The sequence below is a fragment of the Bradyrhizobium sp. SZCCHNRI2009 genome, from assembly GCF_032485115.1.
Lineage (GTDB): Bacteria > Pseudomonadota > Alphaproteobacteria > Rhizobiales > Xanthobacteraceae > Bradyrhizobium.
The window spans coordinates 647782-664934 of record NZ_JAUEUH010000004.1; the positions used below are offsets into that span (position 1 = coordinate 647782).

A 17153-nucleotide genomic window follows, 5' to 3' on the forward strand; every position below is an offset into this window, starting at 1 on the left:
AGATGAGATCATGATGCGAGTCCCTGGAATCGCATCATGATCTCAGGCGCTATTTCGCGCCGAGCAGTTTCGCGATCGGCGCCAGCAGCGAGCCGCGCTGCGGCTTGTGGTCGATCCGTCCGGTGAGCCGGTTCGCGATGTCCTGGAACAGTTTTGGCGTGCGGCTCAGCCCCGATATCTCCGCGATCATCTGGCCGTTGTTGGCGGCGGTGCCGAACAGTTTGCAGTCGAACGGGATGACCGCGACCGGCTCGGCCTCGACGGTCTTGGCGAAGCGCTTCAGGTCGATCTCCGGCCGCTTGGGCATGCCGACCTGGTTCAGGCAGTACAGCGGCGGCCGGTCGTTGGGACGCGAGGCCTTGAGCACGCCGAGCAGGTTCTTGGCGTTGCGCAGGTTCGCCAGATCGGGCTCGGCGACCACCAGGATGTCGTCGGCATTGATCAGCGCATGCCGCGTCCAGGCCGACCATTGGTGCGGCACGTCGAGCACGATGCATTGCTGGGTCATGCGCAGGGTGTCGAAGATCGCGTCGAACGCGTCGGCGCCGAAATCATAGACGCGGTCGAGCGTCGCGGGCGCGGCGAGCAGGTTGAGATTTTCGGTGCATTTGGCGAGCAGGCGCTCCATCAGCGCCGTATCCGGCCGGTCCGGCTGGAACACGGCGTTGGCGATGCCCTGCAGCGGATCCTGGTTGTAGTCCAGCCCCGCGGTGCCGAACGCCATGTCGAGATCGATCACGACCGAATCCAGCGTCAGGTCGCGCGCCATGCTCCAGGCGACGTTGTGGGCGACGGTGGAGGCGCCGACGCCGCCCTTGGCGCCGACCACGGCGATGATGCGGCCGGTGATGACGGCCTCCGAGGCCGAGAACAGGCTGCAGACCGAGCGGATCACGTCGATGGTCTCGACCGGGCCGAGCACGTAGTCGTTGACGCCGCGCCGGACCAGCTCGCGATAGGCGACGCCGTCGGACGGGCTGCCGATCAGCACCACGCGGGTGCCGGGATCGCAGACGCTGGCGAGATCGTCGAGGCCGCCGAGAATGTCGCCGCCGGGCCTGGTCTCGATCACGATGACGTTCGGCGTCGGCTGCGAATGATAGGTCTCGATGGCGCGCGGCATGCCGCCCGCCTTGATCGTGATGTGCGCCTTGCCGAGCCGGCGGTCCTGGCTCGCGGCGAGGATCGCGGCCGAGGTCTGGTCGGTTTCGCAGAATGCCTGCACCGAGACGCGCGGGACCGGCGCGATGTGATCGTCGAGGGCCGGGCCGGTGGGGCCGGGCTGCTCATCCTGGCTCTGACGGGACGCGTTGATCATTTGCCTGTATCGCTGAGCTTGGCCTTGTCGGACTCCGGATACGCCACCGCCGTCGACTCGCCCTTGCGGTACTTCTCGAACAGCGCGGAGCGGCGCGGCGTGTAGGCGGCCATCTCCGAGCGCGGCTGCTCGAGATCGGCCGGGTTGTCGATCATCGCAGCGAGGTTGCGCTGCGTGGCGCAGCCGAAATTCTGATAGTGCTGGTTGCTGCTGTAGCCGGGATTGCTGAAGTTCGGCCCGAGGTCGTCGGGCCACAGCCCGCAGGGACCGGCGACGGCGGCGATCTTCGGATAGCTCAGCCGGATGACGGCGAGCTGCCGCGGATCGTCGGGCATGGTGTTGCGCAGGGTGATCGCGTGCGAGGGAACGCCGCCGGCGGTCAGCACGGCGCGGATCTCGCGGTAGGCGTCGGCCGCGGCGCGCGCATTCGACGTGCCCGTCGGCACCTCCGCCATGATCCCGCCGGTGCCTTCGCGCAGCCATGAGCGCGCGAGCCCCGCGACGTCCACGCGCTGCTGGTAGGTCAGGCCGCCGCGGCCGCTGCCGATGAAGACGACGGTCGACTGCCGGCCTTCCTCGATCGCGATCGGATGGCGGATCTTGTAGTCGTCCGGGATCGTCGCGACGACCTCACCGGTGGTGGTGTTGCAGGCGCCCAGCGTGAGCGCCAGCCCGGCGATGGCGACGATCCGGCGCAGCGCGCGCCTGCCGTCTGGTATGGATGTTGCCGACATGATCGTTCCCCCGTGCCCCGTCGTCCCGCAATCTCAGTCGATGATGAAGCCGAAGCCGGCCGGCTGTCCCGTGGCCGCGTCGACCCTGGCGGCGATGCCGTACAGCCGGTTCATGCGGCCGAGCAGCGCCGACTCCGAGTCGGTGGCCGGCGCGAAGCCGTCGTCCGGACGCGACAGCTCCTTCTGGGCGACGGCGCGCACGACATAGGGCGTCACCAGCACCATCAGCTCGGTCTCGTTGTTGACGTAGTCCTGGCTGCGGAACAGCTGGCCGAGCACCGGCAGCTGGTTGAGCCCGGGCAGGCCGTTGATCGCCTGCTTGGTCTGGTTCTGGATCAGGCCGGCCATCGCCATCGAGCCACCGGAGGGGATCTCGACCGTGGTCTCGGCGCGGCGGGTGCGGATCGCGGGGATCGTCACCGACGAGGTCGAGGCCGAGGTCAGCGCATAGGACACCGTGATCGCGTTGTCGTTCGACAGCTCCGACACCTCCGTCATCACCCGGAGGCTGATGCGGCCTTCGCCGAGCACGACGGGCGTGAAGTTGAGCGAGATGCCGAACTTCTTGTAGGTGATCGACGTGCTGCAGACCCGCGTGGTGGGATCGCAGGAATAGCCGCCGGGAATCGGGAATTCGCCGCCCGCGATGAAGGTCGCGGATTCGCCGGAGATCGCGGTCAGGTTTGGCTCGGCGAGCGTCTTGACGACACCGGCCGTCTCCATGGCGCGCAGCGTCGCCGAGACCGACGACAAGCCGCCGCCGGTGGCGGAAAGGCCGTTGGGGCCGACCAGCGACTTGCCATAGGCGGTGAACGGGTTCGTGTTGTTGAAGTTCACCACCGCGGTGCCGTAGTTCAGGCTGGCGCTGAGATCGATGCCGAGCTGCTTGACGATCTCGCGCCGGACCTCCGACACGTTGACCTTCAGCATCACCTGATCGCGGCCGCGCACGACGATCGAGTTGACCACCTTGTCGGCACCGCCGACGAGGCGTGCGGCGATCTCGCCGGCCTGCTGCGCCTCGACCGGGCTCGACACCGATCCGGTCAGGATCACGCCCTCGCCGACGCCGTCGATCTTGACGCCGGGAATGCTCTGGCTCAGCGCCTGGCGCACGCCGTTGAGGTCGCGCTTGATCGCGATGTCATAGGCCGCGACCTGCTGTCCCTCGCCGTCGAAGAACACGACGTTGGTCTGGCCGACTGCGGCGCCGATGATGTAGGCGCGCCGGGCCGAACGGACGACCGCGTTGGCGACCTTGGGATCGGCAACCAGCACGTCCTTGACGTCCTGCGGGAAGTCGACGACCACCGACTTGCCGATGCCGAGCGAGAGGAAGCGCACCTTCGACGAGCCGACCGACACCACCGGCGTCTCCAGCCTGTCGTCAGCCGCCTTCACCGGCGTCAGCGCCGGATTGAGCGCAAGCCCGATCACGGCCGATGTCGATAGCGCGCGGACGACCCACGTCCCGAATTTTGCGCGTTGATGCCCACCCATCATCTTCCTCGTCCTTTCGGTCACTTCTGCGCCGTCAGCGAGCTCGTGATCCCATAGCGAATGATCTCGATGGCGCTGCCCCGTCGCGCCATCTGCTGCTGCTGTTGCTGCGCCTCGGTCTTGTTGCCGTCGGCGGCGTTCACGTCGGCGATGCTGCGCAGCGCCAGCGCCAGCGAGCCGGCCTGTCGCGCGCGCGCCAGGGTCTCGGCCTGCTCGGGCCTGAGCTCGAGCGTCACCGTCTTGCCGACGACGGTGTTCTGGCCTTCCTTCTCCTTCGGCGCCTGATCGATCGCGAGCACGCGGACGTTGGAGAGAATGATCTCGGAGCTGACGAAGTCGGCGGCGCCGGGCTTGTCAGGGTTCTTGTCGCGCTTCGATAGGATGACGTCGACGCGGTCGTTCGGCAGGATGAAGCCGCCGGCGCCGGTCTCGGGTGAGATCTCGGTGGAGATCGCGCGCATGCCCGCGGGCAGGATCGCCGCCATGAAGCCGGAGCCGTCCGCCTTCACCAGCTTCTGCTCGCGGATCGGCTCGCCGATCACGAACGGCGAACGGGCGATGGTGCCGACCAGCTGATTGGCCGCCTCGGGACGGTCGCCGCGCCGGATGAAGATGTTGCTCGCGGCCTCGGGCCAGGTCTGCCAGATCAGGTCGCCGGGCTTGATCGCCTGTCCGAGCCCGATGTCGGTCTTGGCGACCAGCACCTCGACCGTCGGCAATTGCACGACCGGCGCCGCCGGCGTCTGCCGCTGGCCGTCGGAATTGCTGACCAGATAGGCCGCAACGCCGCCCGCGCCGAGAGCGATGGTTAACACCACGATGCGTGCGGTCATCATACGTGTGACTACTTTGCTTACTCATACGCCTGGGGCGACGCGCGAGCCGACTGACAGCCGTCCCCCTCACTTACGACTAAGCGGCAATAGTATAAGCGAAATTGAACGGCATGGGCTGCAGCAGCTGCCGTGCGGACCGATTGCGCAAGTGGTGAACAGGTTGTTAGCAAGCAAATAGCGAAACGACGCGAATGTGTTAGCTGTTTGCTCGCAGCGCGGTTGCGCGCGCTGATAGTTGCTCACCAGATTGAATGAAATTGTGAGTTGCAGCCGCGCCTCGGTGGCCGCGCGTTAGGATGAATCATTGACTAATCACGTTGGACGCGAACGGACGCTCATCGTGAGACGGTGTGCGTCGTGGCGCGATGGCGCCGCGGCTGATGCGATCAGCCGCTCGTGCCCGCAACGAACAAGTGCCGCGCCGCACCGTAGTCCGACGGGCCGGCATTTTTAGAAAGCAGAAACGGGTTGGACATACGATTCCGTTGAGCGGGATTTCCGTTTCGGATTCAGATTTCCTCAAGAATTTGCGCGCACGGTCCGGGGCATGGCGGCTTTGCCCAATTCGATTTAGTTCGACCGAAAATGCACGTAGAAATTGTAACAGGCATATCGTGCCGCGGCGTGGGCCGGGCCATCGTCGGGGACAGCATGGGGTCGGGGGGAGACGTGCAATGTCGGTTGCTCGATTCCTGAAGCAGCGCGCGGTCAGGATTCAGACGGTCGGGTCCTACACGCTTCCGAACTGGTATTCCCCGGAAGGACGGCTGCGATCCTTCGCCTGCCGCACCACGCGGGTGTCGCCGTTTCGCGCGCTGCTCGAGGTGCCCGTGGTCGGCAAGGTCGGCGATCGTCTGACCTCGTATTTCCGCGACTTCGGCAAGTTCGAAGGCGAGATCAGCGACACCGTGCATGGCGGCTTTCTGCTCGAGCTGGAGATGACGCGCGCCGAGCGCGCCAAGCTCGCCGAGAAGCTGGTCTGGCTGGAGAAGAAGCAGAAGGATCCGTCGATCCGCGATTCCCGCCGCGATGCGCGCTTCGTGCCGAACTCGCCGCATTCGGCGCTGACGCTCGCCGACGGCAGCTGCATCCCGTGCTTCGTGATCGATGCCTCGATGTCGGGCGCCGCGGTCTCGGCGGAGATCCAGCCGGAGATCGGCACGCCGCTGGCGGTGGGCAGTTGCATCGGCCGTGTCATCAGGCATTTCCCCGACGGCTTCGCCGTCCGCTTCGTCGACCAGTTGCCAGGCGCCAACGAGCTCGAACGGCGGGTCATCACGCCGCCGGTGCGCCCGATGCGGCGGAACCTCGTGGTCCATGGCGATGACCGCCTGATCGGGGCGCCGGAGGACTTCTTCCTGGTGTGACGGCGGCGCTCCTGCGGCGCTCGACGGCGGCCGCTCCGGCCTGCGCGGTTTCGCGTATGGAGCGGCGGCAGGAATCGCGGCATGGGAACCGGCGGCCGTCCGCACGGTTAACGCGATGTTAATCGGCATCGTGACAGCTTGCGCGTGCCGGGTGCATTGCCAGGAGGACCAGTCCCATGGAGGCCCAGAAGACCGCGGTGGATGCCATCGTCGTCCTCACCGGCTGCGACCGCGACGCGGTGGCCGCCTTCATCCGCCGCATGTATCTGGCCGGCGTCCGGGACCCCAAGCGGCTGACCTTCAAGGGCCTGCAGGAGCTGACGCGGGCTTAGCGCGATCGCGAGCCGGGGCCGGCGGCTGTTGCAGCCGGGTCACGCCGCAGAACTTTCAACCCCGATTCCCGTTCACAACCCTCGTGCGAAGGGATGCGGCCGGTCGCGCTTGCGGCTAAATTGAGGCCCTTGGCCGGCATCAGAGCACCCCTTCGATCTCGCCCAGAAGGCGACACATCTGCGCAACACGCTCTGAGCGGCCGGATCATGGGTCCCGGACATGCTCAGACAGCTCTTCGCGCCACAGCTCATCGGCCTCTACATCCTGATCGGGGCCACCATCTACGTCCACTTCCGCGGCAAGCAGCGGCTGCGCTTCGCCCGCCAGCTCGGCGACCACTCCACCTATCTCGCCCCCTACAATGTGCTGATGTATGCCGGCTCGGCTGTGCCCAACACGCCGGTGATCCCGGTGGAGCAGTTTCCCGAGTTGAAGAAGCTCACCGATAACTGGCAGACCATCCGCGAGGAGGCGGTACGCCTGTTCGACGAGGGCTTCATCCGCGCCGCCGCCGCCAACAACGACTGGGGCTTCTACTCGTTCTTCAAGAGCGGCTGGAAGCGCTTCTATCTGAAATGGTACGACGACTTCCTACCGTCGGCGCGTACGCTGTGTCCGAAGACGGTCGAGCTTTTGAACTCCATCCCGAACGTGCATGGCGCGATGTTCGCGATGCTGCCGCCCGGCGGCAAGCTCGGCGCCCACCGCGATCCCTTCGCCGGCTCGCTGCGCTATCATCTGGGGCTCGTCACGCCGAACTCCGACAAGTGCCGCATCCTGGTCGACGGCGTGCCCTGCGTCTGGCGCGACGGCGAAGCCTTCATGTTCGACGAGACCTTCATCCACAGCGCCGAGAACGCCACCGACGTCAACCGCATCATCCTGTTCTGCGACGTCGAGCGCCCGATGAAGCTCGGCTTCATCGCCGCCATCAACCGCTGGGTCAGCCACCACATCGTCAAGGCCTCGGCGACGCAGAACGTCGACGGCGAGCACGTCGGCGTGCTGAACAAGGTGTTCGGCAAGCTGTATGAGCTTCATCTGGCCACGCGGAAGGTGAAGGCGTGGAACAGGACGGTGTATTATGCGGCGAAGTACACGTTGACGGTGGCGATCGTCGGCGCCATCGTGGTGTCGGCGTTTCGGTGAGATTGGGGAGTAGGGCGGATTAGCGGAGCGTAATCCGCCGCTTCTTCTCCGCGGAGGGACGGCGGATTACGCCTTCGGCTAATCCGCCCTACGCGTTCCAAAGATGGGTTCGGAACGGACGTTCGCGGTCACTCTGCCGTGGTCAGGGGTATGGCGGGTGCCAAATCGCAAATGGCGGGCTCCATTGGCCGGAATCGTTCAGTACGAGCAGGACCGCAGCGCCACGCGCCGCCGAGGTCCCATTGAAGAGCGAGAACTGGATGCTGTGGTCATTTCGTTCCTCTCCCTTGAAGAACGCCGAAGTCTTCATCGCCTTCGACGCCACGTCGGCCGTACAACCTTCCGCGGGAAGGTGACGGTGCACGACCGAAAGAACTTCATTCAAGTCTCGAGGGTGCTGCGCCAGTAGATTGTCGATCTTCAAGACGAACGTGGAAAGTTGGCTTTCACAGTTAGCGCGCCCGGCATCTTGCGCGTTGGTTGAGGGCGTGCCACCCGAGACGCCAACGAGTGCTGCTGCCAACGCCACTATCAATTTTCTCTGCATCTACTCCACCTGGGCTCAGGTACCTTGCCGCAATCGACGCAAACGGCAAATGGATGGCCAAGACGTTGAGATCTCGATGATTGTGTTATTGCCTACGTCAAGCCCGGCCGCTATCGGCGCAGCGATGGTTCGTTAAGCGGAATCTAACGGAGCTAAGACTGTCCGCTGTGCGGATCACCATCAGGGGACTGCCGACCTCTTCTAAAAAGATACGAGCTGCTTGACAATTTCGCCAAATCAGCATTATGGTCCGCCCCATCCCGTTGCACGGTAGGGGACGGTTCGCGGTCGTCACGGACGTTGGCAGCGGGGAGCGGTGGACGCGGGGCGGCGGCGTGTGATGAGCACGGACGAACGCTTTCCTCGTGGACGGTGAAGGCGTGTGGTTCTGATACTCCGATGCTAGTATCAACGTTGCGACAAAGCTTCGCTTTGCGCAGCGGATGGTGGCCAGAAAGCCCGGTGCACCAGGAAGAGCGCGCTATAGCCCGTTAAAACCATCGCGCGGGGAAGGCCGGGTGTGTTCGGCCAGACCTGTGGTGACTGCCGCCTGCTTTTTTTCTGCAGGCGGGCCACGGGCGCGGCCAGCGCCCGGCCTTCCCTGCGCCCTCCATCTGGAGAGGGCGGGAATTGGAGCATCACTCGGGCGCGGAATGCGTCGCGAGAAGGTGGGTGCTCGTCTCTTCCTTGATGCTGTTTGAGATTGTGGATCAGTGTTGCCGCTCGGCCGGTGCCCACCCTCCCCTGGAGGGGGAGGGTCGCTCGCGCGCGAAGCGGGCGAGCGGGGTGGGGTGATCTCTCCACGCGCACCGGTGCCAGAGGAGAGATCACCCCACCCCGCCTCACGTGTCGCTTCGCTCCTCGTGAGGCGACCCTCCCCCTCCAGGGGAGGGTGAACCAGTCCTCGGCTGCGATTGGGCTTCAATGAAGGAAAGCCGTTCAGGGCGCGGACTGCGTCGCGAGAGCGTGGATGTTCGTCTCAGCCTGAACGCTGTTGAGATTGTGGATCAGATGATGTCGCAAAGCAGGTCTGACCCTCCCCCTCCAGGGGAGGGTGACCCCGGTGCCTGGCTGCGATCGGGCGCCAGACCGAAAAAAGCCGCGCAGAGCGCGGCCTTTTTGGAAGTGTTGCGAGGGACCGTGGGCGCCGCTTACGCCGCCGCAGGCCCGATCGAGACCTTCAGTGTGCCCACGCCGTCGACGCCGCATTCGATCTTGTCGCCCGGAACGACCGCCGCGACGCCGGCGGGCGTGCCGGTCATGATGATGTCGCCGGCGGCGAGCTCGACCTGCTGGGAGAGCTTCCAGATGATCTCCGGCACGTTCCAGATCAGCTCGGAGAGGTCGCCGGTCTGGCGCTCGGTGCCGTTGACCGACAGCCAGATCTTGCCCTTCGCGGGGTGGCCGATCTTGGCCGCGGGCTGGATGGCCGAGCAGGGCGCGGAATGGTCGAACGACTTGCCGACCTCCCAGGGGCGCTGCATCTTGCGGGAGGCGAGCTGCAGGTCGCGGCGGGTGAGGTCGATGCCGACGGCGTAGCCGTAGACGTGGTCGAGCGCCTTGTCGGTCGGAATGTTGAGGCCGCCGCTCTTCAGCGCGACCACCAGCTCGACCTCGTGATGCATGTCCTTGGTCAGCGGCGGGTAGGGGATCACGGCGCCGTCCGGCTCCAGCATGTCGGCATGCTTGGCGAAGAAGAACGGCGGGTCGCGCTCGTCATTGCCCATCTCGCGGATGTGCTCGAGATAGTTGCGGCCGACGCACCAGATGCGGCGGACCGGAAAGACGCCGGCTTCGCCGACGACGGGAAGCGAAGGCTGCGGGAAGGCCGGGATGACGGTGGAGGCGCTCATGAAATGGATCTCGGGTGCGGTGAAATAAGCGGGTCAGGAGGTTGCGGTCATGGGGATGACGTTAGGCCCCATGTCGCGCTGTTGCAGGCGGAAGAACGAAGCATAGCGGCCGCCACGGCGCAACAGATCGTCATGCCGGCCGCGCTCGACGATCTCGCCGGCTTCGACCACCAGGATGGCGTCGGCGTTCATGATGGTGTGCAGGCGATGCGCGATGACGATGGTGGTGCGGTTCTGGCAGAGATGCTCGATCGCCTCCTGCACCTGGCGCTCGGATTCGGAGTCCAGCGCCGCGGTGGCCTCGTCGAGCAGGATGATCGGCGCGTTGCGGATCAGCGCGCGGGCGACCGCGATGCGCTGGCGCTGGCCGCCGGAGAGCTGGGTGCCGTGCTCGCCGACCGGCGTGTCGTAGCCAAGCGGGAAGCTCATGATGAAGTCGTGCGCGCAGGCCGCCTTCGCCGCCTCGATGATCTCGGCCTCGGTCGCGCCGGGCTTGCCGAAGGCGATGTTGGCGCGGATGCTATCGCGGAACAGGTAGACGTCCTGGCCGACATAGGCGGCCTGCTCGCGCAAGCTACGGCGCGACACCTGCGCGATCGACTGGCCGTCGATCAGGATGTCGCCCGCGGTCGCCTCGTAGAACCGCAGCAGCAGCGCCAGCACCGTCGACTTGCCGCCGCCGGACGGGCCGACCAAAGCGGTGACCTTGCCGGGCTCGGCCGTGAAGCTCATGCGGTTGAGCACCGGCTCGTTGTCGCGATAGGCGAAGGAGACGTCGCGCAGCTCGATCTTGGCCTGCGTCAGCTTCAGCGCCGGCTTGTCGTCGTCCGGCTGCTCGCTGGCGGGGCTGTCGACCACTTCGAGCAGCATGCGGGCGCCGACGAGCTGGCTGTTGAGATCGATGTTGAGCCGCGCCAGCCGCTTCGCCGGCTCGGTCGCCATCAGGAAGGCGGTCATGAACGAGAAGAACTGGCCGGGCGTGGCGTTGAGCGCGACCACGGCATAGCCGCCATACATCAGGCAGCCGGCGACGGCGAAGCCGCCGAGCATCTCCATCAGCGGGTTGGAACGGTTGGAGACGCGGGCCATCTTGTTGGCGTTGCGCTCGACCACTGCGATGTTCTCGTCGATGCGGGCGCGCATCGCGTCCTCGAGCGTGAACGCCTTGACGGTGCGGATGCCCTGCAGCGATTCCTGCATGGTCTCCAGGATGTCCGCATTGCCGGTGAACTGGCTGTGGGCGAGGCCCTTGATGCGCTTGACCAGCTTGCGCAGCACCAGCATGGCCGGCGGCACGACGACGAGGCCGAGCAGCGACATCCAGGGGTCCTGCGCGACCATCACGGCGATCATGCTGATCAAGAGCAGCAGGTCGCGGCCGATCGCGTTGATCAGCATGGTCAGGACGTCGGTGATGGACTTGGCGCCGGCGGTGAGGCGTGCCAGGAACTCCGACGAGTGCCGCTCGGAGAAGAAGCCGATGCTCTCGCTCATCAGCTTCGCGAACAGCGCGCGCTGGTTGTTGGCGAGGATCGCGTTCGAGATCTTCGACAGGATCACCGCGTAGCCGTAGGTCGAGACGCCCTTGACGAACAGCAGCAGCACGGTGACGCCGGAGAGCACCGCGATGCCGGGGATGCTCTTGTCGACATAGGCCTTGTTGATGACCTGGCCGAGGATGTAGGCGGCGCCGGCGCTGGCGCCGGCCGAGACCGCCATCAGCGCGAAGGCGGTGAGATAGCGGCGCCAGTAGAGGATGCCCTGTTCCATCACGAGGCGGCGGATCAGGATCGCGGCGCCATAGGGATCGTCGGTGATCTTCTTCGGAAATTCGGCCATTCTGGTCCCTGGCCGCCGGGACAAATCGCCGGGCGGACAGCAGTGCTTGCCCGCTCGGGGCGGCTTTTTCAAGCCCCCCGGCGTCCGGCTAAGTCGTTGATTCTAGGCCGAGGCCCGCTGCAGCACGCCGCTGTGGCGTTCCAGGAACAGTTTCTCCTCCCAGGCCAGCGCATGGGCGGCGATCGTTTCCAGATCGTCATAGATCGGCGTCCAGTCGAGCAGCGCCTTCAGACGGCTGGTGTCGGCGACCATGCTCATGATGTCGCCGGGGCGCCGCGGTGCGTATTGGACGGGAATGGCGCGGCCGGAGACGCGCCGGACGGCCTCGATGGTCTCGAGCACGGAATAGCCGCGGCCGTACCCACAATTCAGCGTGACCGAGCTGCCGCCGGCGCGCAGATAGGCCAGCGCGGAGCGGTGCACCTGGGCGAGATCGCAGACATGGATGAAATCGCGGATGCAGGTGCCGTCGGGGGTCGGATAATCGGTGCCGTAGACGTCGATCTTGGCGCGCTGGCCGGTGGCGACTTCCATCGCGATCTTCATCAGGTGCGTCGCCCCGACGGTGGCAAGCCCGGCTCGTCCGAACGGATCGGCGCCGGCGACGTTGAAGTAGCGCAGCACCACGTAGTTGAGGTCATGTGCCGAGGCCACGTCGTGCAGTATGATCTCGGCCATCAGCTTCGAGGTGCCGTAGGGCGAGGTCGGACGGGTCGGCGCGCTCTCGGGCACCGGCACCTCGTTCGGATTGCCGTAGACGGCCGCGGTCGAGGAGAACACGAAGCGGCTGACGCCGCGCTTGACCGCCGCATTCAACAGGCTGCGCGTGGTCATGGTGTTGTTGCGGTAGTAGAGCAGCGGATCGCGCACCGATTCCGGCACCACGACCGAGCCCGCCAGATGGATGATGCTGTCGACGCCGTGCTGGCCGATGACGCCGTCGACGAGATTTTCATCGCCGGCATCGCCGATGAACAGCGGCACGCCGTCGGGCACGAAGGCGGAAAAGCCGCTCGAAAGGTTGTCGATCACCACGACGCTTTCGCCGGCTTCCGCCAGCGCGAGCACCATGTGGCTGCCGATATAGCCGGCGCCGCCGGTCACGAGCACGGTCATTGTTTGACGCGATCCCTGTTTGTTTCCGGCAGACTAACGCCCGCGAAATGAACGACCTGTTGCGTGCATAGCGAACTGGCGGCGATGCTTAATGTTGCGTATAGGGAACCGCTGCAATTGGAGTTGAGTGTGCAAGCCGAGCCGTTTTCCGCCGCAGATCTCGACGTGATCGTGCCCAACCTGCACCGGCGCTATTCCGGCGTGACCGCGACCAACCGGATGGTGGCGCCGAAGCTGGCGAGGCTGGTGCGCGCGGCGTGGCTCGGCTCCTACGCGCCCGAAGGGATCGCGCGGATGCGCGCGAGCGATCTGTTCAAATTGTGGGGCCGGCGGCGGCCGCTGATCTGGCATGCCCGCCGCAACGACGAGATGATCGTCGGCGTGATCATGCGGGCGCTCGGCTGGCCGTTGAAGCTGGTGTTCACCTCGGCCGCGCAGCGCCATCACAGCTGGATCACGCGCTGGCTGATCCGCCGCATGGACGCGATCATCGCGACCAGCGACATCTCGGCGTCCTATCTGAAGCGCGAAGCGACGGTGGTGACGCATGGCGTCGACACCGACGTGTATTCCCCGCCGGCGGATCGCGCCGCGGCCTTCGCCGAGAGCGGACTGCCGGGCAAATATGCCATCGGCTGCTTCGGCCGCGTCCGCGCGCAGAAGGGCAGCGACGTGTTCGTCGCGGCGATGTGCCGGCTGCTGCCGCGTTTTCCGGATTTTTCCGCGGTGCTGGTCGGCGCCGTGACGCCCGAGCAGATGCCGTTCGCGAGCGAGCTGAAGAAGCAGATCGCCGCCGCGGGCCTGGAGCAGCGCATCGTCATCACCGGCGAGCTCGACATCGCCGACGTGCAGCGCTGGTACCAGCGTCTCACGATCTACGCCTTCACCTCGCGCAACGAAGGCTTTGGTCTCACGCTGATCGAGGCAATGGCGGCAGGAGCCGCCCTGGTCGCGGCGCGTGCCGGGGCGGCGGAGATCGTGGTCGAGGATGGCGTCACAGGCGTGCTGGTCCCGCCCGGCGACGTCGATGCGCTGGTCGCAGCGCTCGAGCCATTGATGCGGGATCCGGATGCCGCACTAGCGATGGGCGCGCGGGCTCGGACGCGCGTGGTGGAGAAATTCAGCCTCGAGGCCGAGGCCGACAAGATCGCAGCCGTCTATCGCGAACTGGTCTGAGCGATGATGTCGGCGACGAACGCATCGAGATCGCCGCCGGCGAACAGGAAGCCGGGCAGGCCGGCGGCTTCGGCCGCCGCGATGTCCGAGGCGCGGTCGCCGATCACGAAGCTGCCCTCGCGCCTGATGGGCCAGTGCTGCATCAGGTCGAGGATCATGCCGGGCGCCGGCTTGCGCCAGGGATGCTCGCGCAGATAGCGCTCGACCGAGCCTTCGGTGTGGTAGGGGCAATAGCGGACGTCGTCGATCACAGCCCCCTGCGCCGCGAGCTCGGCCCGCATCCAGTCGTGCAGGTCCGTGACGTCATCCTCCGAGAACAGCCCGCGCGCCACGCCGGACTGGTTGGTGAACAGGAACACGTGATAGCCGGAGTCGTTGAGCCGCCGGATCGCCTGCGCCACGTTCGGCATCCAGCGGATGCGATCGGGCGAGCCGATGTAGTTGTCGTCGTGATTGATGACGCCGTCGCGGTCGAGAAACGCCGCCGGCTTGAGCTGAGCGGTCGTCATCTAGCCCTCGTCCTGCATCAGCGCCGCCTCGATCATCTCGCAGATGCCATGCGCCGTCGCGAGATGGATCTGCTGGATCAGCGGCGTGTCGTCGCTCGGCGCCACCAGCAGCTCGTCACACAATTCGCCCATCGGGAGGCCCTTGGCGCCGGTGAAGCCGACCGTGACCAGTCCGCGCTCGCGCGCCTTGCGCAGCGCGTTGAGGATGCTCGGCGAGCGGCCGGAGGTCGAGATCGCCAGCAGCACGTCGCCCGGTGTACCGAGCCCTTCGACCTGGCGGGCGAAGACGTGATCGAAGCCGTAGTCGTTGCCGATCGCGGTCAGCGCCGAGGTATCGGTCGTCAGCGCGATCGCGGCATAGGCGGGCCGCTCCTGCCTGTAGCGGCCGACGATCTCGGCGGCGATGTGCTGCGCGTCCGCCGCGCTGCCGCCATTGCCGACGATCAGCAGCTTGTGGCCGCCACGCAGCGCAGAGATGATTTTCGTTGCGATCCGCCCGGCGCTGGTGAGCATCGCGGCATCGTCGGCCGCGCGCTCCATGGCGGCGCGGGAGCGGGCGAGATGGTTGGCGATCGGGTCGAGGGCGCGGGTCACGTGGCGGCTCAGGTTACGTCAGGGCCGGTGTATGGGGCGCGGTGTCGCTTCGCAAGCTAGTGCACGACCGGTATTGCCGCGTCGGCAAGGACCTGCTGGGCGATGGCGGCGACATCGGTCGCCGGAATGTCGCGCATGCAGCGGTGGTCGTTCATCCGGCAGACCGGCCGGTGGCAGGGCTGGCAGGGGACCTGTGTCCTGGTCTGGACCGTCGCCGCGAGGCCGTTCAGCGGCGCCCAATGGTATGGGCTGGTCGGACCGAAGATGCCCATGGTCGGCGTCCCCAACGCCGCGGCGATGTGCATGAGCCCCGAATCATTGGAGATCGCGACGCTGGCCGCCGCCATGGCCAGGATGCCGTTGCGCAGGTCGGTTCCGGTGAGGTCGCGGACGTCCGGGCCGCCAGCGGCGACGATCTCGGCGGCGAGCGCTTTCTCGCCGGGGCCGCCGACCACCCAGACGTCGAGGCCGGCCCCGCGCAGCAGCCGGGCCGCCTCGCCGTAATAGGGCCAGCGCTTGGCGGCACCCACCGATCCCGGTGCCAGCGCCACGGCCGGGCGGTTCCCCAGGCCATTGGCCTCGCGCCAGCGCGCGACGTCCTCCGGCGGCACCCGCAGCTGCGGGACCGGCCATTCCGGCGGCAGGGGCGCCCCGTCGGGCAGCGCCAGCGCGGCATTCTTGTCGATGAAGCGGGGCAGCGCCTTCTCGCCCCAGCGCCAGCGGTTGAGCAGGCCGAAGCGGACCTCGCCGACGAAGCCCACCCGCTCGGGGATGCCGGCCAGCGCCGGTGCCAGCGCCGATTTCCAGGTCCGCGGCATCACCAGGGCGGTCCGATAGCGACGTTCGCGCAACATCGCGGCGAGCTGCCATTGCCGGCCGAGCGCCAGCCGGCTGCGCGGCAGATCCCAGACGATGCCGGAGCGGACCCCGGGCATGTAATCGACCAGCGGCGCGCACAGCGACGTCACCAGCAGGTCGACCGGCCGATTCGGCCAGCGCTCCTTGAGCACCCGCACCACGGTGTGGCCGCGCACGAAATCGCCGATCCACATATAGGGGATGATCAGGATCGGGCTGGTGTCCGCCGCGTCCACCTCGACCTTGGCCGAATTCGAATTCATTCTTTGTCTGCCTAGCTCAGGCGCGCTGGTAGCCGCTCGGCCGCCGCAGGTAAAGTGGGCCGAGCGGGCCGTCACCAAAGCGCTTACACTTTGCCGCCGCATGCGCTACGCGAGGGCCGGGGTTTTCGGGATCAGGACGGGTTGCGGAATGTTGCTGGTGACCGGCGGCGCCGGGTTTATCGGATCGAATCTGGTCGCGGCGCTGAACGACGCCGGCCGGACCGATGTCGTGGTCTGTGACACGCTCGGCAGCGAGGGCAAGTGGCGCAACCTGGCCAAGCGGCAGCTGGCCGACGTCGTGCCGCCTTCCGATCTGGACGTCTGGCTGAAGGGGCGCCGGCTCGAGGCCGTCCTGCACATGGGCGCGATCTCCGCGACCACGGTGGTCGACGGCGATCTCGTGATGGAGCGCAACTTCCGCAGTTCCTTGCGCCTGCTCGACTGGTGTACGGCCAACACCACGCCGTTCATCTACGCCTCGTCGGCGGCGACCTATGGCGACGGCGCGCAGGGCTTCGTCGATGAGCCGTCGCTGGCGGCGCTGAAGACGTTGCGGCCGATGAATCTCTATGGCTGGAGCAAGCATCTGTTCGACATGGCGGTGGCCGCGCGCGCCGAGCGCGGCGAGAGGCTGCCGCCGCAATATGCCGGGTTGAAGTTCTTCAACGTGTTCGGTCCCAACGAGTACCACAAGGGATCGATGATGAGCGTGCTGACCCGCCGCTTCGACGACATCAAGGCCGGACACACCCTGCAACTGTTCAAGTCGCACCGCGAAGGCATCGCCGACGGCGACCAGCGCCGCGACTTCATCCATGTCGACGACGTCGTCCGCGTGATGCTGTGGCTGTTGGCCTCTCCCTCCGTCTCGGGCCTGTTCAACGTCGGCACGGGCCAGGCGCGCAGCTTCAAGGACATGATGCTGGCGGCCTATGCTACGCTCGGTGCGACGCCGCGGATCGAGTACATCGACATGCCCGAAGCGATTCGCGGCAGCTACCAGTATTTCACCCAGAGCAAGGTCGACCGGCTGTTGGCGGCCGGCTACAACGGCGGCTTCACGTCGCTCGAGGATGCGGTCGCTGGCTATATCCGGAACTATCTCGATTCCGCCGACCGCTTCCGCTAGACGATCTGGTTCCGACCATTGCACCGAGACTG

16 protein-coding genes are annotated in these 17153 nt (G+C 66.4%); 5 read left to right on the top strand and 11 right to left on the bottom strand.

Annotated elements, in window-relative coordinates; translation table 11 throughout:
- Nucleotides 1-49: 49 nt before the first annotated feature.
- From QX041_RS18285 to cpaB, 4 genes are read right to left on the bottom strand one after another with little or no spacing between them, the layout of a single operon-like run.
- Nucleotides 50-1318, bottom strand: coding sequence for a CpaE family protein (locus tag QX041_RS18285; RefSeq protein WP_315712868.1), 1269 nt, complete (start codon nucleotides 1316-1318; stop codon nucleotides 50-52).
- On the bottom strand, nucleotides 1315-2052 hold the full coding sequence (locus tag QX041_RS18290; protein WP_315712867.1) for a CpaD family pilus assembly protein: 738 nt from the start codon (nucleotides 2050-2052) through the stop codon (nucleotides 1315-1317). Before QX041_RS18290 ends, QX041_RS18285 begins: the two co-directional genes overlap by 4 nt.
- A 33-nt stretch (nucleotides 2053-2085) precedes the next feature.
- A complete protein-coding gene (locus QX041_RS18295; protein WP_315712866.1) occupies nucleotides 2086-3555 on the bottom strand; it encodes a type II and III secretion system protein family protein in 1470 nt (489 codons plus the stop codon).
- Nucleotides 3556-3572: 17 nt separating this feature from the next.
- The gene (cpaB, locus tag QX041_RS18300) at nucleotides 3573-4388 is read right to left on the bottom strand and encodes a Flp pilus assembly protein CpaB (protein ID WP_316166163.1); all 816 of its coding nucleotides are present in this window, start codon (nucleotides 4386-4388) and stop codon (nucleotides 3573-3575) included.
- A 674-nt stretch (nucleotides 4389-5062) separates the two neighbouring features.
- On the opposite strand from cpaB, the gene QX041_RS18305 reads away from it, so the two are divergent.
- From QX041_RS18305 to QX041_RS18315, 3 genes are all read left to right on the top strand, one after another.
- Nucleotides 5063-5755: a PilZ domain-containing protein gene (locus QX041_RS18305; protein WP_315753618.1), complete on the top strand. Its 693-nt coding sequence runs from the start codon at nucleotides 5063-5065 to the stop codon at nucleotides 5753-5755.
- Nucleotides 5756-5931: 176 nt separating this feature from the next.
- Nucleotides 5932-6087: a hypothetical protein gene (locus QX041_RS18310; RefSeq protein WP_315712861.1), complete on the top strand. Its 156-nt coding sequence runs from the start codon at nucleotides 5932-5934 to the stop codon at nucleotides 6085-6087.
- A 220-nt stretch (nucleotides 6088-6307) separates the two neighbouring features.
- Nucleotides 6308-7237: an aspartyl/asparaginyl beta-hydroxylase domain-containing protein gene (locus QX041_RS18315; RefSeq protein WP_315768730.1), complete on the top strand. Its 930-nt coding sequence runs from the start codon at nucleotides 6308-6310 to the stop codon at nucleotides 7235-7237.
- Nucleotides 7238-7379: 142 nt separating this feature from the next.
- Here QX041_RS18315 and QX041_RS18320 read toward each other — a convergent pair whose 3' ends face one another.
- The 4 genes from QX041_RS18320 to galE all read right to left on the bottom strand — a co-directional run bounded on the left by QX041_RS18320 (nucleotide 7380) and on the right by galE (nucleotide 12592).
- Nucleotides 7380-7784 carry a hypothetical protein gene (locus QX041_RS18320; protein WP_315771443.1) on the bottom strand — a complete coding sequence of 135 codons (405 nt, stop codon included), beginning with the start codon at nucleotides 7782-7784 and terminating at the stop codon, nucleotides 7380-7382.
- A 1151-nt stretch (nucleotides 7785-8935) separates the two neighbouring features.
- The gene (locus tag QX041_RS18325; protein WP_316166165.1) at nucleotides 8936-9637 is read right to left on the bottom strand and encodes a fumarylacetoacetate hydrolase family protein; all 702 of its coding nucleotides are present in this window, start codon (nucleotides 9635-9637) and stop codon (nucleotides 8936-8938) included.
- 33 nt (nucleotides 9638-9670) lie between these two features.
- Complete coding sequence (locus QX041_RS18330; RefSeq protein WP_316166166.1) at nucleotides 9671-11476, bottom strand: ABC transporter ATP-binding protein; 1806 nt, start codon at nucleotides 11474-11476, stop codon at nucleotides 9671-9673.
- A 102-nt stretch (nucleotides 11477-11578) separates the two neighbouring features.
- Nucleotides 11579-12592, bottom strand: coding sequence for a UDP-glucose 4-epimerase GalE (gene galE, locus QX041_RS18335; RefSeq protein ID WP_316166168.1), 1014 nt, complete (start codon nucleotides 12590-12592; stop codon nucleotides 11579-11581).
- A 129-nt stretch (nucleotides 12593-12721) separates the two neighbouring features.
- On the opposite strand from galE, the gene QX041_RS18340 reads away from it, so the two are divergent.
- Nucleotides 12722-13768: a glycosyltransferase family 4 protein gene (locus QX041_RS18340; protein ID WP_316166170.1), complete on the top strand. Its 1047-nt coding sequence runs from the start codon at nucleotides 12722-12724 to the stop codon at nucleotides 13766-13768.
- Here the strand turns inward: QX041_RS18340 and QX041_RS18345 are convergent.
- The 3 genes from QX041_RS18345 to waaF are packed head-to-tail and all read right to left on the bottom strand — an operon-like array spanning nucleotide 13750 to nucleotide 15992.
- Nucleotides 13750-14277 (bottom strand): HAD family hydrolase, encoded by a 528-nt coding sequence (locus tag QX041_RS18345; protein ID WP_315825089.1) that lies wholly within the window; start codon nucleotides 14275-14277, stop codon nucleotides 13750-13752. The two genes, QX041_RS18340 and QX041_RS18345, sit on opposite strands and share 19 nt — an antisense overlap.
- Nucleotides 14278-14871 (bottom strand): D-sedoheptulose 7-phosphate isomerase, encoded by a 594-nt coding sequence (locus QX041_RS18350; RefSeq protein ID WP_315768717.1) that lies wholly within the window; start codon nucleotides 14869-14871, stop codon nucleotides 14278-14280.
- 56 nt (nucleotides 14872-14927) lie between these two features.
- Nucleotides 14928-15992, bottom strand: coding sequence for a lipopolysaccharide heptosyltransferase II (gene waaF, locus QX041_RS18355; protein ID WP_316166171.1), 1065 nt, complete (start codon nucleotides 15990-15992; stop codon nucleotides 14928-14930).
- A gap of 148 nt (nucleotides 15993-16140) precedes the next feature.
- On the opposite strand from waaF, the gene rfaD reads away from it, so the two are divergent.
- Nucleotides 16141-17121 carry an ADP-glyceromanno-heptose 6-epimerase gene (rfaD, locus tag QX041_RS18360; RefSeq protein WP_315768713.1) on the top strand — a complete coding sequence of 327 codons (981 nt, stop codon included), beginning with the start codon at nucleotides 16141-16143 and terminating at the stop codon, nucleotides 17119-17121.
- The last annotated feature ends 32 nt before the right edge of the window (nucleotides 17122-17153 follow it).